Source organism: Staphylococcus carnosus (genome assembly GCF_900458435.1).
Lineage (GTDB): Bacteria > Bacillota > Bacilli > Staphylococcales > Staphylococcaceae > Staphylococcus > Staphylococcus carnosus.
On record NZ_UHCT01000001.1, the window covers coordinates 280,367 to 302,580 of the forward strand.

General features: G+C 35.3%; 19 protein-coding genes. 14 read left to right on the plus strand and 5 right to left on the minus strand.

Features of this window, described 5'->3' with window-relative positions; all coding sequences use genetic code 11:
* Nucleotides 1–2: 2 nt before the first annotated feature.
* Nucleotides 3–683, plus strand: a complete 681-nt coding sequence (gene tenA / locus DYE31_RS01225; protein ID WP_015901466.1) for a thiaminase II — start codon at nt 3–5, stop codon at nt 681–683.
* Nucleotides 684–904: 221 nt separating this feature from the next.
* Here tenA and DYE31_RS01230 read toward each other — a convergent pair whose 3' ends face one another.
* Nucleotides 905–1,933 (minus strand): amidohydrolase family protein, encoded by a 1,029-nt coding sequence (locus DYE31_RS01230; RefSeq protein ID WP_015901465.1) that lies wholly within the window; start codon nt 1,931–1,933, stop codon nt 905–907.
* Between the two features lie 258 nt (nt 1,934–2,191).
* Here DYE31_RS01230 and DYE31_RS01235 point away from each other — a divergent pair, with 258 nt between their 5' ends.
* The 5 genes from DYE31_RS01235 to DYE31_RS01255 all read left to right on the plus strand — a co-directional run bounded on the left by DYE31_RS01235 (nt 2,192) and on the right by DYE31_RS01255 (nt 6,665).
* Complete coding sequence (locus tag DYE31_RS01235) at nt 2,192–2,755, plus strand: biotin transporter BioY (RefSeq protein ID WP_046099553.1); 564 nt, start codon at nt 2,192–2,194, stop codon at nt 2,753–2,755.
* On the plus strand, nt 2,736–3,410 hold the full coding sequence (gene bioD / locus DYE31_RS01240) for a dethiobiotin synthase (RefSeq protein WP_015901463.1): 675 nt from the start codon (nt 2,736–2,738) through the stop codon (nt 3,408–3,410). The genes DYE31_RS01235 and bioD overlap by 20 nt, the downstream gene beginning before the upstream one ends.
* Nucleotides 3,403–4,761, plus strand: coding sequence for an adenosylmethionine--8-amino-7-oxononanoate transaminase (gene bioA / locus DYE31_RS01245; protein ID WP_041613044.1), 1,359 nt, complete (start codon nt 3,403–3,405; stop codon nt 4,759–4,761). Before bioD ends, bioA begins: the two co-directional genes overlap by 8 nt.
* A gap of 175 nt (nt 4,762–4,936) precedes the next feature.
* The gene (locus DYE31_RS01250; RefSeq protein WP_015901461.1) at nt 4,937–5,932 is read left to right on the plus strand and encodes a hypothetical protein; all 996 of its coding nucleotides are present in this window, start codon (nt 4,937–4,939) and stop codon (nt 5,930–5,932) included.
* Nucleotides 5,933–6,122: 190 nt separating this feature from the next.
* A complete protein-coding gene (locus tag DYE31_RS01255; RefSeq protein ID WP_050731419.1) occupies nt 6,123–6,665 on the plus strand; it encodes a hypothetical protein in 543 nt (180 codons plus the stop codon).
* A 57-nt stretch (nt 6,666–6,722) separates the two neighbouring features.
* On the opposite strand, the gene DYE31_RS01260 is transcribed toward DYE31_RS01255, so the two are convergent.
* Entirely contained in the window at nt 6,723–7,862 is a 1,140-nt protein-coding gene (locus tag DYE31_RS01260; RefSeq protein ID WP_015901459.1) for a hypothetical protein, read from the minus strand.
* 141 nt (nt 7,863–8,003) lie between these two features.
* On the opposite strand from DYE31_RS01260, the gene DYE31_RS01265 reads away from it, so the two are divergent.
* A complete protein-coding gene (locus DYE31_RS01265; RefSeq protein ID WP_015901458.1) occupies nt 8,004–8,189 on the plus strand; it encodes a hypothetical protein in 186 nt (61 codons plus the stop codon).
* A 127-nt stretch (nt 8,190–8,316) separates the two neighbouring features.
* On the opposite strand, the gene DYE31_RS01270 is transcribed toward DYE31_RS01265, so the two are convergent.
* Nucleotides 8,317–9,021: an SDR family oxidoreductase gene (locus tag DYE31_RS01270; protein ID WP_015901457.1), complete on the minus strand. Its 705-nt coding sequence runs from the start codon at nt 9,019–9,021 to the stop codon at nt 8,317–8,319.
* A gap of 410 nt (nt 9,022–9,431) precedes the next feature.
* Between DYE31_RS01270 and DYE31_RS01275 the strand changes: the two genes are divergently transcribed.
* The 5 genes from DYE31_RS01275 to DYE31_RS01295 all read left to right on the plus strand — a co-directional run bounded on the left by DYE31_RS01275 (nt 9,432) and on the right by DYE31_RS01295 (nt 16,857).
* On the plus strand, nt 9,432–11,045 hold the full coding sequence (locus DYE31_RS01275; RefSeq protein ID WP_015901456.1) for an FMN-binding glutamate synthase family protein: 1,614 nt from the start codon (nt 9,432–9,434) through the stop codon (nt 11,043–11,045).
* Between the two features lie 182 nt (nt 11,046–11,227).
* Nucleotides 11,228–12,682 carry an MDR family MFS transporter gene (locus tag DYE31_RS01280; protein WP_015901455.1) on the plus strand — a complete coding sequence of 485 codons (1,455 nt, stop codon included), beginning with the start codon at nt 11,228–11,230 and terminating at the stop codon, nt 12,680–12,682.
* 392 nt (nt 12,683–13,074) lie between these two features.
* On the plus strand, nt 13,075–13,929 hold the full coding sequence (gene efeO, locus DYE31_RS01285) for an iron uptake system protein EfeO (RefSeq protein ID WP_015901454.1): 855 nt from the start codon (nt 13,075–13,077) through the stop codon (nt 13,927–13,929).
* Nucleotides 13,926–15,149: an iron uptake transporter deferrochelatase/peroxidase subunit gene (efeB, locus tag DYE31_RS01290; RefSeq protein WP_015901453.1), complete on the plus strand. Its 1,224-nt coding sequence runs from the start codon at nt 13,926–13,928 to the stop codon at nt 15,147–15,149. The genes efeO and efeB overlap by 4 nt, the downstream gene beginning before the upstream one ends.
* The gene (locus DYE31_RS01295) at nt 15,130–16,857 is read left to right on the plus strand and encodes an FTR1 family protein (RefSeq protein WP_015901452.1); all 1,728 of its coding nucleotides are present in this window, start codon (nt 15,130–15,132) and stop codon (nt 16,855–16,857) included. Before efeB ends, DYE31_RS01295 begins: the two co-directional genes overlap by 20 nt.
* Nucleotides 16,858–16,908: 51 nt before the next feature.
* On the opposite strand, the gene tatC is transcribed toward DYE31_RS01295, so the two are convergent.
* Entirely contained in the window at nt 16,909–17,622 is a 714-nt protein-coding gene (gene tatC / locus DYE31_RS01300; RefSeq protein WP_015901451.1) for a twin-arginine translocase subunit TatC, read from the minus strand.
* A 61-nt stretch (nt 17,623–17,683) separates the two neighbouring features.
* Nucleotides 17,684–17,908 carry a twin-arginine translocase TatA/TatE family subunit gene (tatA, locus tag DYE31_RS01305; RefSeq protein WP_015901450.1) on the minus strand — a complete coding sequence of 75 codons (225 nt, stop codon included), beginning with the start codon at nt 17,906–17,908 and terminating at the stop codon, nt 17,684–17,686.
* A gap of 1,181 nt (nt 17,909–19,089) precedes the next feature.
* Between tatA and DYE31_RS01310 the strand changes: the two genes are divergently transcribed.
* On the plus strand, nt 19,090–19,878 hold the full coding sequence (locus DYE31_RS01310) for a putative hydro-lyase (RefSeq protein ID WP_015901449.1): 789 nt from the start codon (nt 19,090–19,092) through the stop codon (nt 19,876–19,878).
* Nucleotides 19,879–20,184: 306 nt separating this feature from the next.
* A complete protein-coding gene (locus DYE31_RS01315; RefSeq protein WP_050731434.1) occupies nt 20,185–22,119 on the plus strand; it encodes a catalase in 1,935 nt (644 codons plus the stop codon).
* The last annotated feature ends 95 nt before the right edge of the window (nt 22,120–22,214 follow it).

The following is a 22,214-nucleotide window of genomic DNA, read 5'->3' on the forward strand; positions in this document are numbered from 1 at the left end:
ATTTGGCAAAATTTACAGATCGATTGTATGAACGTGTAGAACCTATTTGGGCATCTTATATGGAACATCCATTCATCAAGGGGTTAGAAGATGGCAGTTTGGATGAAGAAAAATTCAAACATTGGTTGAAGCAGGACTATATTTATTTAATAGAGTATGCACGTCTTTTTGCAATTGGCGCAGCAAAAGCAACGGATTTGAATATGATGTCGACATACGCTTCTTTAATGGATGGAACGTTGAATACTGAAATGAACTTGCATCGTGATTATGCACAAAAGTTCGGAATCAGCGAAGCAGAACTCGAACAAACAGAACCTGCTGAAGTGACGACTGCTTACACAAGTTATATGTTGAATATGGCGCAAATCGGCGGTGTTGAAAATGTGATTGCAGCGATTTTAACATGTACTTGGAGTTATAATTATATCGGCTTGAAACTTGCAGAAAAAGAAGGCGCTAAAAATCATGCGGGTTATAGAGAATGGGTGGATATGTACTCTTCAGATGAATTTACGCAGTTCAAAGAAGACTGCGTTGATTTAATGAATGAAGTGACAGAAGGACGTTCTGAAAAAGATTTACAATGTTTAGAAGATATTGTTGTGAAAACCAGCTATTATGAATATAAATTCTGGGACATGGCTGAAAATCTTGAAACATGGGATGTGCCGGCGAAGTAAAAAATTTGCTCTATTAACAGTTTGGTTAGTAGAGTTTTTTAGACTAGTTTAATATAAGTTACCAATATTATTTAAACGACGTGTTAATAATGATATAAAAAAGACGCCATAACCATTTCAAACCGTTATGGCGTCTTTTTAAATGCTGAAATTAAGAATAATAATTATCTATTGTGTTTATTCAATAACTCAACTGCATTGGTACTGAAGATTTTTTGTTTTTATTTGTCTGTGAAGTAGTTTGTTTCTTTAATGTTTTTCTCCATTTCAGCAATCCATCTATCAGGTGCAAAGTGCGCATCTGAACCAAAATGGAAGTTGGAAATGTCTGTAACTTCTTTAATACTCGCAAATGTTGAATCGCCAGTTGAAAGGGCCGTATCGTAATGGAACTTTCTAATATAATATGCGGCTGGTTGTGATAACGATGACCAGCGTCTAACGATGTGCGCATAGTTTTTGAACATTTTAGTATAACGAATAGGATGTTTTAAGAACTCTTTTACAAAGCCGCCTTTACCTTTTCTCATAATCATATCCACACGATTTAAAGGATCTTTAAGAATATATTGTTCTGTTTTCAATGTTTCATCGATACGCCATTCTAAGTACGGTAAAACACCGCCAGCATGGGGCAAAATAAAATCAATATTCGGATAGCGTTCTAGAGTACCGCTTAATATTAAGTTGTTGGCAGCACGTGTAGTATTGAATGTAAATTCTTCGATAAAATCGGTCGGAATATATTCTGGTGGTACAAATTCTTTTTCACTCGCACTAGGGTGTATAAAAACGACCGCATCTTTTTCATGTAATAATTTCATGACTGTTTCAAATTTATCATTTCCTAAAAATTCTTCGCCATAGTTGGAATAAAGACCAATGCCATCTAATTTTAAGACATCTAACGCATATTCAATTTCTTTTAAACTCTCTTTGACATGCGGCATAGGCAGTAATGCGAAACTTTTGAAACGGCCTGGATAATCTTTCTTAAGTTGGGCTTGATATTCATTTACTTTACGCGCCACTTTTGCGGCATGTCTTTTCTTTAAAGGCATTGTGCCTGGTTCTGAAATAGATGTTACACCTACATCAATATTTAATTCATCCATCATTTTTAGACTGTCTTCTGGTACCCAGTCTTTTATAGGAAATCCGCTAGCTGTAGAAACGCCGGCTTTTTTAAGTTCATCTTTATAAAGTTTTGGAATAATATGATGATGTACATCAACGATTTGTCCTGCCATAATCTTAACTTCCTTTCGTAAAAAATTGATTGATATTATCAACTAATTATATATGTATCTATTCACGTAATTGGAAAAGATGAAACACAAAAAAGTTTGGAAGGTTTTAGTTAAAGAGAAGATCCTTCTGAATCGGTCTTCTTTAGTAAAAATTTAAATAACTGGAATGTTTTCATCACCTCCTAAATGTAAACTTATAAAAATTAAAAGTTTACATTTAGGGATTGAAGTAATAATATAAGTTTGGGGGTGAACATCATGAAAACACGAGAACTTGTTCTCATTAGTTTATTTACAGCATTAACCATTATTTCAAGCATGTTGCACTTTACATTGGGGCCGATTCCTTTCTCTCTGCAGATTGTAATTGTATTTATCGTTGCTCATTTATTCAGCGTCAAAGTTGCATTTTGGAGTCAGGCACTTTATGTCATTATGGGACTGATTGGCTTGCCTGTCTTTGCGAGCGGAGGTGGTTTGTTTTATGTAATCAAGCCTACATTTGGTTTCTTAATCGGCTTTGTTGTTGCGGCGCTTGTGATGTCTTTATTGAAGCAGCGTTTAACAACCAATAATTTTATCAATACGTTTGCTATCAATATGGTCGGTACAGTCATTATTTACATATTCGGATGTGTTTATTTTTATTTCATTATGAACTTTGTGGCAAACACACCGATTACAGTTAGTCAGACATTCACTAGTATTGTTTTATTAAGTGCACCCGGAGATATTATCTTAGGCGGTGTAACGACCATATTGATTTTACGCTTAGAAAAAATTATGAAAGGAAGCGGGATGTATGAAGGTCTTCGTCACTAGTACTGGAACAGATGTTGGAAAAACATATGTCACTTTATTAATTTATCAAGCTTTGAGTGAAGCAGGATATAACGTTGGCATTTATAAACCATTTCAAACAGAAGAACAAGAGCCAGGGATATATCCAGACTTAGAGGAATATAAAAAAGCGAGCGGCCTCACTTATGATGAAACATCTTTATATACATTTCATGAGCCTGTGTCTCCTCATTTAGGATTCAAACTTGAACCTGAACAACAACTGGATAAAGAAAGTGTAATTGAAAAAGCTGAAACACTGAATCAAAAATACGACATTCTTTTAATTGAAGGTGCCGGTGGATTAGGGGTTCCGATCTATGAGGATGATAATGGTTTTTATATGACTGAGGATTTAATTAAAGATACAGCGGACAAGGTTTTAAGTGTGGTACCTTCAAAACGTGGAGCTATCAGCGATATTATTATGCATCAGTACTATCTAACAAAGCATTATTTACCAGGAAATATTTTGGTTATGAATCGGTTTGATGATTCTATGATTGCACAAGATAATCATGAAACGTTAGAACGGTATTTAAACCGCACAATTTATACTTTGATTGAAGGAGCAAATGTCTCCAAAGTACCAGATGAATTACTACATAGTTTAACAAGAGGTGGCATAAATGAATAAAACAGAATTGATTCAAGATGATCATGATTACGTATGGCATCCGTTTACACAAATGGGTGTTTATTCAGAAACAGATCCAATAATTATTGAACGCGGAGAAGGCAGTTATCTCTACGATGTAAACGGCAAAGCCTATCTCGATGGTTATGCTTCTTTATGGGTGAACGTACACGGTCATAATAATGCTCGATTGAATAATGCGATTAACGAGCAACTTGGTAAAATAGCACATTCTACTTTACTCGGGTCTTCAAATGTACCATCAATTGAACTCGCAAAACGTCTAGTAGAAATTACACCAGGCAATTTACGTAAAGTATTTTACTCAGATACAGGAAGTGCTTCTGTAGAAATTGCGATTAAGATGGCTTATCAATATTGGAAGAATAAAAACCCGGAAAAGTATGCTGCGAAAAAGAAATTTCTCACGCTTAAAAACGGATATCATGGAGACACTATAGGAGCAGTGAGTGTCGGTGGCATTGATGCATTTCATGCGATTTTTAAAGATTTGATTTTTGAAAATATCCAAGTCGGCTGTCCTTCTTTATTTAAGTCAGATTATGAAACAGAAGCAGAATTAATTGAAAGTATCACAGCTGAAATACGAGAAATATTAGAAAAGCAAAGTGAAGAAATTTGCGGATTTGTCATTGAACCTTTAATACAAGGGGCAACCGGTTTATATGCGCAGCCTGTTCGATTTTTAAAAGAAGTTGAAAAGTTATGCCGAGAATTCGGTGTTTTATTAATTGTAGATGAAGTAGCAACAGGATTCGGCCGCACAGGTACTATGTTTGCATGTGAACGTGCAGATGTAAATCCAGACATTATGTGTTTGGCTAAAGGAATTACAGGAGGATATCTACCGCTTGCGGCTACATTAACTTCTCAAGAAGTATATGATGCTTTCTTAAGCGGCAGTCATGCAGAAAAGACTTTCTTCCATGGACATACGTATACTGGCAACCAAGTAACATGTTCGGCTGCTATTGAAAACTTGAATTTATTCGAGGAGACAAACTTGATTGCACATATTGAGAAAACATCAGCACTATTGAAAAGTGAATTAGAAGCATTAAACAATTTAGATTATGTAGGCAACATTCGAGGTTACGGATTGATGTATGGAGTAGAACTCGTTGAACCGAAAGAGACAGAAAGTCCATTATCAATAGCGACAGTTGAAAAGATTATTCAAACTTGTAAAGAAAACGGATTGATGATTCGTAATTTAGAAAATGTCATCACATTTGTGCCTGTATTAAATATGAGTGAATCAGAAATTAAAAAAATGACAGACATTTTTAAAAATGCTTTGAACCATGTAATGCACGAAACAATAGCTTGATGCAGAGACCTCTTATAATCTTGGAATAAGGTTATGAGAGGATTTCTTTTTAAATATGCTCAAAGCTTTTCAAGTTTTCTTGTTGAAAACATATAAATGATATAAAAGTTGTGTGCTATTGTGTATACTACAGATAAAGTGTAACAACCTACAAATAGATAACGGAGGTTATGGAATGAAATTAAGATATCTGACTGCTGGTTTACTGGCATCAACTTTGTTATTGACGGCGTGTGGACAAGGGGAAAAGAACGAAGATACAAAGTCAGAAAGCAAGTCTGATTCAGGAAACAAAAATGACGGTTCAGGGTTCAGCAATTCTAAAAAGAAAGATGATAATAATTCAAGCTCTGAACATTCGACGTCACATTCAGATTCAAAAGACAATTCTAACTCAAGTCATGAAAGCTCTAATAGTGACAATTCTAAAAACGAAGATACCAACAGTACTCAATATTTAGCAAAAGTTTGGGCAGCCGCATTACCTGCATATCGTTCTTCAGGTAAAAGTCAATTTGATGATATGACAATAACTCACTATGATGTTTCTGGAAATGTGCTCAATCCGTACAATGCAAATAACTCAGTTAAATTCCCAGAAGGTACACAAACACTTTCAGGATCGCCGACAGCAGCAGGTAGTGTAACTTATAGCAATAATGGTGATGGTACGATAAATGTATATAGTGTACCCACACATTTCCATGACCATGAATGGTTAGAAGATCCAGAGTTCAGTAAAAGTGAATCAAAACGTATTATGGATAATCCGAAAGTAGTTAAGTTGTATGATGGTAATCAATCTGCTTTAGATGAGATAGCTTCTAAAATAGAAGAGGGCGGACACCTTAAAGAAGATATTGTAAATTACAATGGAAGCGATAGTTTAAGCAGTTCAAAAGACTCTGACAGTTCTAGTGAGGATGATTCATCTTCAGATGACAGCAGTTCTTCTGAAGAAGTTACTCGTGATAATGTGATTGATAAAGTAGAAGAATATGAAGGCCATAAATTAGATACGGATACTTACACATATAAAGAACCTGAGCAAAAAAGCGATGGTAGCTGGGGCTTCTCTTTTGATGATAAAGACGGCAACTTAGCAGGTTCTTATGTTGTAGATCCTGATGGTCATGTCACTGAATATGATGCAGATGGAAATGAAGTTTAATATTAAATTAATAAAGTAACATAAATGCCTTTGCGGTCGCACTCAAGCGTGTTTTATTGCTGTATTTAGGGAACTTTTTCAAAATATTTTGTTATTTTACACATACTTTTTAACTGAGCGTGTATAGTATTAATAAGCAACATGTTTTCGAAACTTTTTCCAAAACGAGATAAAACAGGAGGTCAGTATGATGTTCAAATATGTAGCGGCTGGGGTATTAGCCTCAACATTAGTTGTAACAGCATCCGGACAAGATGAAAAAGGCGCGAAGACGAGTGAGAACGGAAATCTATTGCAAGCAGTAACGCAAGGAAATGTAGCAGAAGCTGGTGCAGTAACTACTACTGCTTACCAAAAAGAAATAGCCAAAGTTTGGTTAGCGGGATTACCGGATTATCAAAATAAAAACGTACCAAATGGTTTTGAAATTAATGTAAGAGATGTATCTGGACAGGCAGTTAATCCAAACATGCCAGCTGAATCTGCAAAATATCCGCAAGGCACAAAAGAATTATACGGTAGTGCAAATGCTCAAGGACATGTCGTTTATAAAGAAAATGGCGACGGTACAGTAAGCATTTATGATGTACCTATGCATTTCACTGGTCATGATTGGAACAGTGCAGGTTTCAACAAATCAGAAACACAAAGAATTATCGATAATCCAAAAGTAGCTACACCTTATAACGGTGATGAAGCAACTATTTCTGCATATGCTTCTACTGTAAAATAATAGTCAGACATAAAGAAGCACCTATCCTTCAAGTGGTGAGAAGGATGGGTGCTTTTGTTATTTTCGATATTGATTGAAATCAATAATGTTACTATTGTTGTTAGATTGCGGAGGTTCAGTATTATTTGATTCATCATCTTCTGTCTCTATTTGTTCAAACAACTTTGCTAAATCTTCCTCAGTTTTGATTTTGCCATCCATTATTTGTGTGATGACTTGAGCGACTTCGTCTTCATCATCTTCTTTAAGTCCGATTAATTCAGCAATCATATCACGCATACCTTCATCTTGACCAGCTTCAGCGAATGCTGCAATTGCATCTTCCACATTTTCAGGCGCTTTGTCTGTCATGGCTTGCAGCTTTTTCATTTGCGCTAATTCTTCATACATTTCTCTTTCTTCAGGTGAAACTAAATCTAACGGGTCGATACCTTTAAAGGCAAAGTATTCTTGCAAGAATTCAAATACATCTACAGGCATATATAAAATATGTGATAATTCATCTTTACCGATAATAAAGACTTCTAAATCTAACTCTCCCATTTCGTCATAAGGAATGGTGTTGCGATTTTCAATCATAAAGTAAGCAATCAGTCCAAGAGCATCAGGACTTAAGCGTTCAAATAATTCAAATGGATCTTCCATCAATTTATCTTCGATTAAGTTGATAATGTAATCTTCATTACCTTTAGAGAAACCTTTAATTTTGAAAATACGACAGATTTCTTTTAAATCTTTGACATAGAAATTAGATAAATAGTCTCGTAAATATAAATGTTCATATTCTTCACGTGCTTCTTCAGTGAAATGCATGTCTATCAACATTTCCATTTCTTCGTCATCTAATGGTGTTAATGGACGATACTTGCCGCCTAAGACGTATTGGTTATATTTATTTAAGAAGTTTACATCAATATAATAACTATCTTTTTCAAGAGACATCAGGTAGTTTGTTGTCATTAAATATTCCATTTCATATGCTTGATTACTTGGTAAAGCAGGTGTATCAGTTTCTGACATGATTAAACTTTCAATCAACTGCTTTTCTGTGTTGGAGATATATTTAGCAAATTCACGGTAAATTTGTTCTTCTGGTACATTTCCAGAATGACTTTTAGTAAAGTCTTTATTGAAAGCTTCAATCGCAGCAAGCAGTTGAAGTTTATTTCCTTTAATGCTGAAAGGGAATTGTTCCAAAATAGGTCACCTCATGAATAGTAGATTTACTTTACTCTACATTTTAACGTAATGTAGATGAATGACCTAATAATTACACTATTTAAGTTGGAAATATGGTAAATTGATAGATAGAAATCCTGCAAACAAGGAGAACAGACTATGGATATGACAACTATCGTTTTTGCATTAATTATATTAGTAAGCTTTATATTAACTAATATGATTTCCAATCGATTTATTAAATATAAAGACAGTACAGGTTTATTCCTGCTTACTCGTGTCGGTATTTTTATAGGTATTTATCTCGTTTTATTTGGTGTATATTATTTAATATTCTTAACTTAAAAGTGCGATAAGTCTTTTGGAAAAGAAAGCCGGAAGTACAAACGGAGCTGAGTTATTTATTCCTCAGAACCTGAAGTACTTCCGGCTTTTTGTGGCTATATGTTGAAATAAATTTTATTTTTAAAGCTTATACAGGTCGAACTGTAATTTCATTTACATTCACATAGTCTGGTTGAGATAAAGCATACACGACAGCGTTTGCGATATCTTTAGGTTCTAGCTTTTTACGATCTTCTGGTTGATAATGTCTCGTTATTTCTGTATCAACCAAACCAGGTGAGATGCTTGTTGCACGAATACCTGTTTTAGCAAGTTCTTTTTCTAAACCTTGTGTAATCGCATGAACAGCTGTTTTAGTCGCACTGTAAATAGCACTGCTTTTTGTTACTTCAAACCCTGAAATAGAAGCAATATTAAAGATATGACCGCTAGATTGTTGTTGGAAATGCGGCATTACAGCATTAATAGCATATAATAAGCCTTTCACATTTACATCAATCATGTCATCCCAAGCTTCAACTTGGCCCTCTGTAATTTTTGAAGATTTCATTTGGCCAGCACTGTTAACTAAAATATCAACTTGACCGAACTGTTCAATTGTTTGTTTTACAACATTATCTACTTCATCACGGTTGGTAACATCTGCAGTCATAATATCAAAATGTTTAGCGCCTGCTTTACGCAATTCTGCAGAAACTGCTTCAAGTTTATCTTCACTGCGTGCAACTAATACTACTGTGGCACCTTCATTTGCGAGTTTCAATGCAATGGCTTTACCGATACCGCTGCTCGCACCAGTAATGATGGCTACTTTCTTATTAATTTCAGTCATTCATTCTCCGCCTTTCATTTTAATAAATTAGCTCTACATTATCATAATACCTTTTCTGGTATAGGGTTAAGCAAGAAATAAGATTGGTTCATTTATGATATATGTCAAAGTGATGAAGTGTGTTGCGTTAATAATAAATTAGACAGAGCTATCAATCGAATTACAGCATTATTAATAATAGTAGAAACAATCTCGATTGATAGATATGTTGTTGTTCAATCTTTGCAAAAAGCAGTATTCCCCATTCTGCCGGTAGTTTAATATGATGTTGAGGGCGTGAAATCGACATTCAAGGATGAAACGCTTTCATTTTTATCGTACAATTGGGATACAATTAGATTGTGGGCGCGTGAAGCGGTGAGGGCCGCTGAAAATTACGGGCAATATATAGAGAGAAAGGGGAGTCTAATATGATTGTGCTTACAGTGCTTCAATTTATTATCAATACGATTTTAGTAGGTGCACTTTTAGCTATTATTATCACAGCGTTAGTTTTATTGTTTAAAGACAAAAGACAGAAACAACATAGTGTATTAAGAAATTATCCAGTGTTAGCTCGGGTTCGTTACTTTTTTGAAAAAATAGGACCGGAATTGCGTCAATATTTGTATTCTGATGATACGAAAGGTAAACCATTTTCACGTAGTCAGTATACAAGTATTGTGAAAGCAGGAAAGTATAAATCACGTATGGCAAGTTTCGGGACTGAGTATGATTATGAAGATGGATTTTATATCCAAAATACAATGTTTCCAAAACAAGCTTCAGAATTACGTATTGATCAAACAGGAATGATTTCAACGTTTATTTATAAAATAGATAATGAACGGTTGTTTGACCGTGATGAACATCGCGTAGAAGATAAGGTGGATCCATTTTACTTATCTGACGAAGATGCTGTAGTGCTTGGAGAAAATTTGGAACATCCTTACAAAGTGAAACGTCTTGTCGGCCAATCCGGAATGAGTTATGGTGCATTAGGTGAAAATGCGATTACTGCATTGTCAATCGGGTTAGGACGTGCAGGTACTTGGATGAATACCGGTGAGGGCGGTTTATCCAATCATCATTTAAAAGGCGGCGGCGACATCATTTTCCAAATTGGGTCTGGATTATTTGGTGTACGTACAGCTGATGCAAAATTTGACCCTAAAGCATTCAAAACTTTAGCCAAAAGAGACCAGATAAAAGCGTTTGAGATTAAATTGGCACAAGGCGCAAAAACACGCGGCGGTCACATGGAAGGTGAAAAGGTTACAGAAGAAATTGCAAATATCCGTCATGTAGAACCGGGTAAAACCATTAATTCACCGAACCGTTTTGATTTCATTCATAGTAATGACGACTTAATCGATTTTGTGACAGAGCTTCAAGAAATGGGTCAAAAACCAGTAGGCTTCAAAATCGTTGTCAGCAAAGTAGCAGAAATCGAAGAGCTTGTTAAAACGATGGCAAAACGCAAAGAGTATCCGAACTTTATCACAGTAGATAGCGGTGAAGGCGGTACGGGTGCGACATTCCAAGAATTGCAAGATGGTGTCGGTTTACCTTTATTTACTGCGTTGCCGATTGTGTCTGGAATGCTAGAAAAATACGGCATACGTGACCACGTTAAGATTTTTGCATCCGGCAAGTTAGTTACACCAGATAAAGTTGCGATTGCGCTTGGATTAGGTGCAGATTTAGTCAATGTAGCACGCGGTATGATGATCAGTGTTGGTTGTATTATGAGTCAACAATGTCATATGAACACATGCCCAGTAGGCGTAGCTACAACAAATCCTAAATTAGAAAAAGGCTTGATAGTCAGCGAGAAAAACTATCGTGTTACGAATTATATTACGAGCATGCACGAAGGGTTATTTAATTTAGCTGCAGCGGTCGGTGTTGAAAGTCCGACTGAAATTACACAAGATCATGTCATTATTAAAGAAGGCGGCGGTTTGCGAACAATCGGTGATTATAAATTAAAACTGATTGAAACAGGACGAGAAGCAGAACGCCAAAGAGAAACAGCTTCATAAAAATATGATTAAGACAGACGTGAGGGCGTCTGTCTTTTTTATGTAAAGCAACCATATTATGTATGTTACTTAATATAATTAACAAACAAACTTAAAGACGGCTTAAATTCTATTATGGTATGATAAGGAGCATGCCAAAAAAGTGAAATGAAAGAAAAGTAATAATTAAAAGGAGATGAAATATGTCTTTAAAATCAAAATTAATCATGATTGTAACCATGCTTTTAGGCGGATTCTTCGGTTTATTGAATGAAACTTTATTAGCAACTGCTTTACCAAGTATTATGAAAGATTTCAATATCGAATATACTCAAGTACAATGGCTGACAACGGCCTTCTTACTTACAAATGGTGTTGTAATCCCATTATCTGCTATGATTATTCAACGTTATAGCACGCGTCAGGTCTTTTTAACTGCAATTCTTATATTCTTAATCGGTACAGTTGTTGCAGGTTTCAGCCCGAACTTCACAGTTTTATTAGTTGCACGTATTGTGCAAGCGTTAGGTTCAGGTATTATGATGCCTTTAATGATGACAACCATTCTTGATATCTTCGAACCACATGAACGTGGTAAATACATGGGGATATTTGGTTTAGTTATCGGATTAGCTCCGGCAATCGGACCAACTTTATCAGGTTATCTTGTAGAATATTATGATTGGCGTTCTTTATTCCATGTTGTGACACCTATCGCAGCACTGACGTTCTTACTGAGTTTGAAATTTATCAAAAATGTGGGAACGACACGAAAAGTACCTATTGACTTGATTTCTATCGTACTTTCAGTACTTGGATTCGGAGGACTTTTATATGGTACAAGTTCGATTTCTAGAGATGGTTGGGATGATCCGATTGTCCTTACAACTATTCTAGGCGGTCTCGTACTGGTTGTACTCTTTATCTTCCGTCAAACACGCCTTGAAACACCATTGCTTGATTTCCGTGTGTTTAAAGAAGGTCAGTTCGCAGTGGGTATTTTAATTATGGCATTGACAATGATTGCTATGATCGGTTCTGAAACAGTTTTACCAATTTTTGTACAGAATATTATGGGCAAACCTGCTTTAGAATCTGGATTAACCCTTTTACCAGGTGCTATTGTGATGGGTTTTATGTCTGTCTTTTCCGGGTTGCTATTTGAAAAATTCGGTGCAAAAATTTTAGCATTTATCGGCATGGGCATTGTGGTAATTACGACATCTTATTTTGTCTTCATGGATGAACACACTTCAACAGTAATGTTATCGACAGTTTATGCTATTCGTATGATTGGTATTGCACTAGGATTGATGCCATTGATGACACATACAATGAATCAGTTGTCTCATCAAATGAACGCGCATGGTTCTTCAATGACGAATACCGTTCAGCAAATTTCTGCTTCAATCGGTACAGCGATTCTGTTTACAATAATGAGTCATTATGCAAAAGCATTTAAACCAGATATGGCAGATTATAAAGGCATGGCACCTAAAGAAATCAAAGCAACTATTGCCAAAGATGCAATGTTGAATGGTTATCATGCTGCTTTCTGGTTCACTGTTATTATCGCGATTATCGCATTCTTCAGTGTCTTCTTGCTGAAAAATAAAAAGAAAGCAAAACAATCCGCTTCTATTGAACATAACGCTTAGCTTATAGAAAAAGAAGAGTTGGATTATAAAGCGGAATCTCTAATCACACATTAATATGAACATATAAAAAGGAAGGTAACTTCTGAAATGATATAGCACCCAAAAAGTTGGAACTAACGGTTCAGCTTTTGGGTGCTTATTTATATTCCATTATTTTTTAATATCAACATTTTAATTAACTTCTAATATCTTAATTTTATGGTAATCCAGCCACGCAACTCCCAGTTTTCAAAGAGTTTATTTGCGATAGAACTTAAAAAATGAATAGATTGAATATGTTTTTAAATTATATTGACACCCTCTAAAGCACAATTTATAATTACATTGATAACGATTATCAATTTCATTTGCAAAGATTAAATTGGGAAGTTGAAAAAATAAGAGGTGACGATATGAAAAAGGTAACATCAGTTTTATTAGCAACATCGATTTTATTAGCAGGATGCGGAAATGGTAACAGTGATTCTAACGAGAAAAAGGCAGATTCTAAATCATCTTCTAAAAATAAAAAAGAACTCAAACATGCGACAGCAGAATATAAAAAGTACACAGATAAACAATTGGATGAATTCTTAAAAGGGACAGAAGCATTCACAAAAGCTGTGAAAGATAAAGATACAGAAAAGGCAAAAGAACTTTATCCGAAAGTACGTATGTATTACGAACGTTCTGAACCAGTTGCAGAATCTTTCGGAGACTTAGACCCTAAAATTGATGCACGTCTTGCTGATATGAAAGAAGACAACAAAGAAAACGAATGGACAGGCTATCATAAAATTGAAAAAGCATTATATCAAGATAATCAATTGAACGCACAAACTGATAAAGATGCAGATCAATTATTAAAAGATGCGAAAGAGTTAGATGCAAAAGCGGATACTTTAGAGATTACGCCTAAACTGATGTTACAAGGTTCTGTCGATTTACTAAATGAAGTTTCAACTTCGAAAATTACTGGAGAAGAAGAAATCTATTCTCATACTGACTTATATGACTTCAAAGCGAATATTGAAGGGGCACAAAAAATCTATGAACTCTTCAAACCGATTTTGAACAAAAAAGATAAAAAATTAAGCGAAACGATTCAAACTGATTTTGATAAAGTTAACCAATTGCTTGATAAATATAAAGAAGGCGACGGTTATGCTTCATATGAAAAAGTAACAAAAGCAGACCGCAAAGCTTTATCAGATACTGTAAATGCTTTAGGTGAACCGTTAAGTAAGATGGCTGTGGTTACAGAATGACACAAGACAAGCATGAAGGTAATGAAGTTTCACGTCGTTTTTTTCTGAAAATGTTAGGTATCGGCGGTGCAGGCGCAGTCATCGGTGCTAGTGGAGTCGGCGGCATTTTTTCTTTCAAGTCGATGTTTGATACACCTGAAGATAAAGACAACGATGCTTATGAATTTTATGGGAAAGTGCAACCGGGTATTACAACACCTTCACAGAAAAATATTAATTTTGCAGTGATTGATTTAAAAAGCAAAGATAAAGCGGCTATTCAAGAAATGTTTAAAGAGTGGACAAAAATGAGCGTTAAAATGATGGATGGTACGTTAATTGGAAAATCTACCAAAAATAGTTTGCTTCCGCCTGAAGATACAGGTGAAGCAGTTGGGCTGAGTGCGAGCAAGCTGACATTGACTTTTGGTATCAGCAAGTCATTTATGAAAAAGCTCGGGTTATCTAGTAAGATACCGTCTGATTTCAAAGACTTGCCTCATTTTCCCAATGATCAACTAGATAAAGATTTAACAGGCGGAGATATTATGATTCAAGCTTGTGCTAATGACCAGCAAGTTGCTTTCCATGCTATACACAACTTGATTCGTCCATTTCGGGATTTAATCCAAGTGAAATGGTCTCAAACTGGTTTTGTTTCAGGTAAACCGAAAGAAACGCCTAGGAATCTAATGGCTTTCAAAGATGGGACTGTCAATCCGCGCAGCAATGATGAATTTAAAGATTATGTCTTTAAAAATGAAGGCTGGGCTAAAAATGCGACCTATTGTATTGCACGTAAAATCCAAATTCATATTGAAACATGGGATCGTACCTCATTAGATGAACAAGAAGCAACGTTTGGACGTTATCGTCATAGCGGTGCACCGCTTGGTAAAAAGAAAGAATTTGATGAGATGGATTTAAAAGCTAAAGACAGTGCAGGACAACCGGTTATTCCGGCTGATGCGCATGCGCGTTTAGCTAAAGAAGCAAAGACATCTATTTTACGACGTGCCTACAATTATATGGATGGTACGAATGAAGATACAGGAGCACTTAATACTGGATTGCTCTTTTTATGTTTCCAAAAATCACCTCAGCAATTTATAGACATCCAGAATCATTTAGGACATAAAGACAAGTTGAATGAATATATCACCCATCGTGGTTCAGGACTTTTCCTTATTCTCCCCGGGGTGAAAAAGGGAGGATATCTGGGTGAGACATTATTTAGTTAAAATAGCATTATGTATCGCTTTGCTGAGCCTTTTGTTTCCGCTGAAAGGATTATCAGTAAGTGAAGCGGAAGAAACAAGTATGAGTGATGCTTATATTGCGATTTCTGATGCGAAAGAGACGTTGAATGATAAAGATAAATCAGAAGCAGATAAAAAAGCAGCCGTCGATAAAGTGAAGGCTGAAATCGATAAATTAAAAATTGATAACAGTAAATCAGGTAAAAAAGTTAAAGATGAAGTGAAAGCATTAGATCAAACACCTTCTGATAAGAAAAAAGCAGCTGATATGTCAGATTTGACTAAAGCCCTGATTGCTTATGAAAATGCACAAGCCAGCAGTAATTCTGGTGCGGAAATTAAAAAATTGCAAGATGCGATTGATGGTAAAGGTAAAGCGATGAAAGATGCCATCAAAGCAAAAGACCAGACACAATTGAAAGCTTTGAATGCACAATTGAATCAAATTTGGACAAGTAATGAAACAGTTATCAGAAATTATGATGCAGATAAATATGGCCAAATTGAAGTTGCATTAATGCAGTTGCGTGTGGCTGTAGAAAAAGAACCTTTAAAAACGCAGAAAGTTGAAACAGCTTGGCAGACTTTTAAATCGGGGATTGATAATGTAAATAAGAAACAATCTTCAGATGAAAAAGGACAATATAAAGCAACGCAATTGAATGATGAACTGGATACAGCGATTCAAGCAATTGAGGATAATGATTTAGACAAAGCTGATGCAGCGTTAGGCAAATTTATTCAGATTTGGCCTTATGTTGAAGGTAAGATTCAAACTAAAAATTCAAGTTTATATACAACGATTGAAGATAAAATTCCTTATTATCAAAGTATTTTAGATAACTCGAACAAAGAACGTGTGAAAGATGGTTTGTCAGATATCAATTCAGATATTAAAGATACTATCGGAAAATCAGGTTACAACGCAATTGATGTAATGGTGATTTTCTTACGTGAAGGCTTGGAGGTCTTGTTAATTGTGATGGCATTGGTCGCAATGACACGCCAATCTAAAGATAAGAAAGGTACAACTAGCGTTATCGGCGGTGCTTTGCTTGGTTTGGTTTTGAGTTTGGCATTAGCGTTTGTATTCATCCAAACACTTGGAAATAGCGGGATTTTAAGAGAAGGGATGGAAGCGGTATTAGGTATCGTTGCTGTTATTTTGATGATTGCGGTAGGTATTTGGATGCATAATAAATCAAATGCACAACGTTGGAATCAAATGATGCAGTCCATGTACGATAAAGCAACCAATAACCGAAGCTTAGTTTTATTGGGATTAATTGGATTAATCTCAGTCATGCGTGAAGGTGTAGAAGTAATTCTTTTCTATATGGGTATGATTGGAGAAGTTTCAGCTAAGGACTTCATTTTAGGTATTGGAATTGCTTTAGTGATTCTCGCAATATTTGCAGTGTTGTTCCGCTTTATTGTCCACCTTATTCCTATCCGTTATATTTTCCGTGTGCTGTCTATCTTAATCTTTGTAATGGCCTTTAAAATGCTTGGTGTCAGTATTCAAAAAATGCAATTGCTTGATACTGTGTCACGTCATGGTATTGAACACTTGCCGACATTGAGTTGGATCGGATTCTATCCGACATGGGAAACAATAGTACCACAACTTATTTTTGTAATACTTATCGCAGTCTATACGTATTATTCAAATAAAAGAAAACAATTATAAACAGCAAACACCCGTTTTACACGATTTAGATGTGTAAGACGGGTGTTTGTTTTAATGTTCAGGAAATGTCTCAGAATTACGTAACTGTGTTATTTTTACAATAATCATACTGACTTCGAATAATAAAATCAGAGGTATAGTAAGTAAGATGTTCAGCATGAGATCTGGTGGCGCAACGATGCTGGCACCGACAAAACATGCGAAGTAAACATATTTACGCGATTTGGATAACTGATGCGTAACGATTAAACCGAATTTGGCTAATCCAAATAAAAGAACTGGCAGCTGGAATAATAATCCGAAGATAAGCAGCCAACGTAATAGTTCTGACAAATATTCCTTAAAACCGATAACAGGAGCAATATCCATAATACCTGATAAATTAAGCGAGAAATGTATAATCAACGGAAAGCCTATAAAATAAGCAAAAGCGATTCCTAAAAAGAAAAAGAAAGCACAAAATACGCTATAACGTCTGATAAATCCTTTTTCGTTTTCATGTAAACCAGGTGCTATAAATGCCCATAATTGATAGAAAATAATGGGTGATACTAATAGTAATGCCACAAAGAAAATAATCATAACATAGATTTGAATCATTTCAGTAAAAGAAAATGCATGTAATGTCATGTTGCCACGTTTAATCTCTTGAATAAACGGGTGTATCCACCAATGAGATGAAATATATATTATTAAAACTGCAATAATAAATGCAATTCCTGCTTTGAGTAAGCGACTGCGTAATTCACCAAAATGATCGAGCAAACTTGAAGTATAACTGTTTGTATTTGTTTGATAGGACTCTGATATGGTATCTGTATATCTATTATTTAGTTGATTCTTTTCGCTGAGATTCTGAGGGTTTACTGGGTGTCTCATGAGAATCTTCGTCAATATGTTCAGCTGCAGATTTGAATTCTTTTAAAGTTGATCCAATAGCTCTTCCGAACTGAGGAAGTTTTGTAGGTCCAAAAATAATTAATGCAATAATCGCAATTACAACTAAACTCGTGGGGCCTGTGATGCCAAGAACAAACATATTTGTAAACATAGGATGTACCTCTCTTAATTATTAATTATCTTTACTTTATACTTAATGATAAAGATTATCAATATCAATTGGGGAAATAATTTTAATAGAAGGTAAAATAATGGCAACTAAGAAGGATAGTTTGAATTGGAAGTAGCTGATTAGCGTTAAGTAAAGAAAAAGAAAACCCACCAAGTACTAAAGAACTTGATGAGTTTTCCCGAATTGTATGATCAACTATCACAACATATAAAGTGCGTAAAAGTTACAAATTAGCCTAACAACAATTTGGCTATTTGTTGTCGGCGGTGGTAAAATATTTGCATGAGTAAAGAACCTTGCACTTTTTTGTGAGCACCTCTCTGGGCCTTAAATTGGACAGCAGAGAGGGGTGATAGCGATGCATACATTGATAGAAATAAATATCAATGCAGATACATTACTAACCGTTGTGTTAGCGATTATACTGATAATGTCCGCTATAAGCCGCATGACAAAAAAATAAGCTGATTAAGTTTCCTAGAACTTAATCAGCCAACCAAAAGGTTCGTTTGGTATTCACAAGCACGAGTTGTGAGCCTTTACTCAGAGGATACTAGTTACAGCTAGTATCCTCTTTTTATTACAAGTAAATCATAGCATGAAAACACCATCACCGCAACAAACAAAGTGTAAAAAGGTTACAAAATAGCCTAACAACAATTTGGCTATTTGTTGTCGGCGGTGGTAAAATATTTGCATGAGTAAAGAACCTTGCACTTTTTTGTGAGCACCTCTCTGGGCCTTAAATTGGACATCAGAGAGGGGTGATAGCGATGCATACATTGATAGAAATGAATATCAATGCAGATACGGTCCTGACCATTGTGTTAGCGATTATACTGATAGTGTCCGCTATAAGCCGCATGACAAAAAAATAAGCTGATTAAGTTTCCTAGAACTTAATCAGCCAACCAAAAGGTTCGTTTGGTATTCACAAGCACGAGTTGTGAGCCTTTACTCAGAGGATGCTAGAGGCAACTAGTATCCTCTTTTTTATTACAAATACATTATACCATAGCAAATTAAAGTTAAACAACTAATTAGTAGGCAAAAGTTACACCAAGATATCGAATATTAAGAAAACGCTTACAACTTTTTAACTATATACCTCCAGAATCTGATAAAATGGTACAAATGATAAATAAAGGGGATATTTGCATATGACAGATTTACAAAATATTGAACCGCAAGCACTGCGTAAATTAATTAGGGATAAGAAAGTGACTGGACATACTAGCGGTATGGCAAAGGGATATATACAAGCTAACGTAGTGATTCTACCATTAGATTACGCTTATGATTTTCTTAAGTTTTGTTTTAAAAATCCTAAAACTTGTCCACTTCTTGATATTTCAGAAGTAGGAGAAGTCAATTTTTCAAAATATGGTAAAGATGCAGATATTACAACAGATGTAGGAGCCTATCGTGTATATGAAAATGGAGAACTTATTGAAACACCTACAGATGTTAAACATTTATTTAATGATCAAATGGTCAGCTTTTTAATTGGATGCAGTTTTACATTTGAACACGCATTGTTAGAAGCAGGAATCCCATTACGACATCTAGAAGAAGGACACAATGTACCAATGTATATTACTAATATACCTGCTGAACCAGCTGGGCGCTTTGAGGGTAATATTACAGTAAGTATGCGTCCTATGACAATGAAAGATGCGATTCGTGCAACTGAAATCACGACACACTTTAAAAATGTTCATGGTACTCCGATTCATATCGGCAACCCAGCAGACTTCGGTATTAAAGATCTGGAGAACCCAGATTTCGGAGAACCGGTAAAAATTAAGGACAACGAAGTTCCGGTATTTTGGGGATGTGGGGTAACACCGCAATCTGTAGCACTTGATGCTAAACCAGAATTGATTATTACTCATGCGCCAGGCCATATGTTTATTACGGATGTAAAAGATAGCGAACTAAGTGATTAAACTCAAAATAAAATCTAGAAATATCTATTCATTAAATGGATATTTAGAATGTCGACCCAGTCTAGCTGGGTCTTTTTTAATTTTCTTTTAAAATAATACACATATTTCGATATTTGTATAGTTTTGTTATAGAAAATGAGTTTAAATGTAAATTCTGTTTTATATAAATAATAGTTGGGAAAAGACTAATGTAAAAATAATTTTATTAATGTGTGAGGGGGATTTACATTGAGTAATAAAGAGGAAAATAACAATAAAAAGCTTGAACAGTTAGAACAATTTAAGAAAAATGGTAAAGACCAACCGATGACTACAAATAACGGCACAAAAGTCAGCGAAGATGAACTCACTTTAACAGCAGGAGAACGTGGACCGAGTTTATTAGAAGACTTCCATTTCAGAGAAAAAATCATGCATTTTGACCATGAGCGTATTCCTGAGCGTGTTGTACATGCACGTGGCTTTGGTGCACATGGGGAATTCGAAGTTTATGAAGACTTATCAAAATATACATCAGCTGATTTCTTAACGCATCCAGGTAAGAAAACACCAGTATTTACACGTATTTCTACAGTACAAGGTTCAAAAGGATCACCTGATACTGTTCGTGATGTGCGCGGGTTTGCGACAAAATTTTATACAGATGAAGGTATCTTTGATTTAGTAGGTAATGATATCCCTGTATTCTTCGTACAAGATGCAATTAAGTTCCCTGACGTAATTCATGCAGTCAAACCGGAACCTGATACTGAAACACCTCAAGGCGGTTCAGCACACGATACATTTTGGGACTTCTTCGCAGAAAATCCAGAAACATCTCATACCACAATGTGGGTAATGAGTGACAGAGGTATTCCGAAAAATATACGTCAACTTGAAGGATTCGGCGTACATACGTATCGTCTAGTAAATGATGAAGGGGAATCTTTCTTTGTAAAATTCCATTGGCGTCCAGTACATGGATTAGAATCTTTAGTTTGGGATGAAGCACAAACATTACAAGGTAAAGATATCGATTTCCATCGTAAAGATTTACATGAATCTATTGAAAAAGGTGACTATCCTGCTTGGGAATTAGGTCTTCAAATTATTCGTGAAGATCAAGAATTCGATTTTGACTTTGATATTTTAGACCCTACTAAATTATGGCCAGAAGATGAAATCCCAGTGAAAGTTGTAGGTAAAATGACATTAAATCGAAACGTAGATAATGTTTTCGATGAAATAGAACAAATTGCTTTCCATCCAGGTCATGTAGTACCAGGTATTGATTTCTCAGATGATTCACTTTTACAAGGACGTCTTTTCTCATATACAGATACACAAATTTCACGTCTTGGCGGTCCTAATTTCAACCAAATTCCTATTAACCGTCCAGTGAACAAAGTGCACAATAACCAACGTGATGCAATGTACCAAATGGACATCCATACAGATAAAACTTCATATCATAACAATGGTTTAGAAGGTAATTGTCCATTTACAAGTTCTAAAGCACAAGGTGGTTACGAACACTATCCAGAACGTGTCGAAGGTCATAAAGTACGTACGCGCAGTGAAAGCTTTAAAGACTATTATTCACAAGCAAAATTATATCTTAACAGCCTAACAAAACCAGAGTACGATCATACTGTAGACGGTTTCTCATTTGAAATTGGTAAATGTAAAAGTATGGATGTACGCCAACGTGCAGTTAATCAATTGAATAAAATAGACCGTGAACTTGCTGAACGTGTAGCTGAGAATGTAGGTGTGACAGTTCCAGAAGAAAATGAAGAAGTCAAATCTGATAAAAAAGATAGTCAATTGACTATGGAAAAATACGACCGTCCATTACCAGGACATTCAGTTGCGGTATTGATTAATGGAGATGTAGATCCAGAAACATTGAAACAATATGCGAAAGAATATGCGTCTCAAGGATTGAATTATGCATTTGTCGGTAAACATCAAAAACAACTTTCAGATGATATTACAGTCAATGAAACATACGATACTGCACATCCAACTTTATTTGATAGTCTTGTAGTATTATCTGACGGTAATGGTTTAGTGCCAGATGCAGAAGAATTTGCTGCACTAGCTTACAAACATAAAAAACCAATTATCTTTAATAAAGCTGCAGCAGATGAGTTGCAAGATCAAAAAATTAAGCTTGATGCGCCAGGTGTATTTGTATCTGATGATCCGGATACAATCGTGAAAGCATTTGATAAAGTGCGTTATTGGGATAGAAAATAATCAATATAAAACACTGTTGAGATGAATGTCTTAAAGCGTTTTATAAAAATGAAGTTTTAAGTAATAAACGGCCGAGAGAAGTATCCTTGGCCGTT

Coding starts and splice junctions, on each gene's coding strand:
- DYE31_RS01230 (WP_015901465.1), bottom strand. CDS start 1,933: ATGGCAGGACAAATCGTTGATGTACATCATCATATTATTCCAAAACTT.
- DYE31_RS01235 (WP_046099553.1), top strand. CDS start 2,192: ATGAAAACACGAGAACTTGTTCTCATTAGTTTATTTACAGCATTAACC.
- bioD (WP_015901463.1), top strand. CDS start 2,736: ATGAAGGTCTTCGTCACTAGTACTGGAACAGATGTTGGAAAAACATAT.
- bioA (WP_041613044.1), top strand. CDS start 3,403: ATGAATAAAACAGAATTGATTCAAGATGATCATGATTACGTATGGCAT.
- DYE31_RS01250 (WP_015901461.1), top strand. CDS start 4,937: ATGAAATTAAGATATCTGACTGCTGGTTTACTGGCATCAACTTTGTTA.
- DYE31_RS01255 (WP_050731419.1), top strand. CDS start 6,123: ATGTTCAAATATGTAGCGGCTGGGGTATTAGCCTCAACATTAGTTGTA.
- DYE31_RS01265 (WP_015901458.1), top strand. CDS start 8,004: ATGGATATGACAACTATCGTTTTTGCATTAATTATATTAGTAAGCTTT.
- DYE31_RS01270 (WP_015901457.1), bottom strand. CDS start 9,021: ATGACTGAAATTAATAAGAAAGTAGCCATCATTACTGGTGCGAGCAGC.
- DYE31_RS01275 (WP_015901456.1), top strand. CDS start 9,432: ATGATTGTGCTTACAGTGCTTCAATTTATTATCAATACGATTTTAGTA.
- DYE31_RS01280 (WP_015901455.1), top strand. CDS start 11,228: ATGTCTTTAAAATCAAAATTAATCATGATTGTAACCATGCTTTTAGGC.
- efeO (WP_015901454.1), top strand. CDS start 13,075: ATGAAAAAGGTAACATCAGTTTTATTAGCAACATCGATTTTATTAGCA.
- efeB (WP_015901453.1), top strand. CDS start 13,926: ATGACACAAGACAAGCATGAAGGTAATGAAGTTTCACGTCGTTTTTTT.
- tatA (WP_015901450.1), bottom strand. CDS start 17,908: ATGTTTACAAATATGTTTGTTCTTGGCATCACAGGCCCCACGAGTTTA.
- DYE31_RS01310 (WP_015901449.1), top strand. CDS start 19,090: ATGACAGATTTACAAAATATTGAACCGCAAGCACTGCGTAAATTAATT.
- DYE31_RS01315 (WP_050731434.1), top strand. CDS start 20,185: ATGACTACAAATAACGGCACAAAAGTCAGCGAAGATGAACTCACTTTA.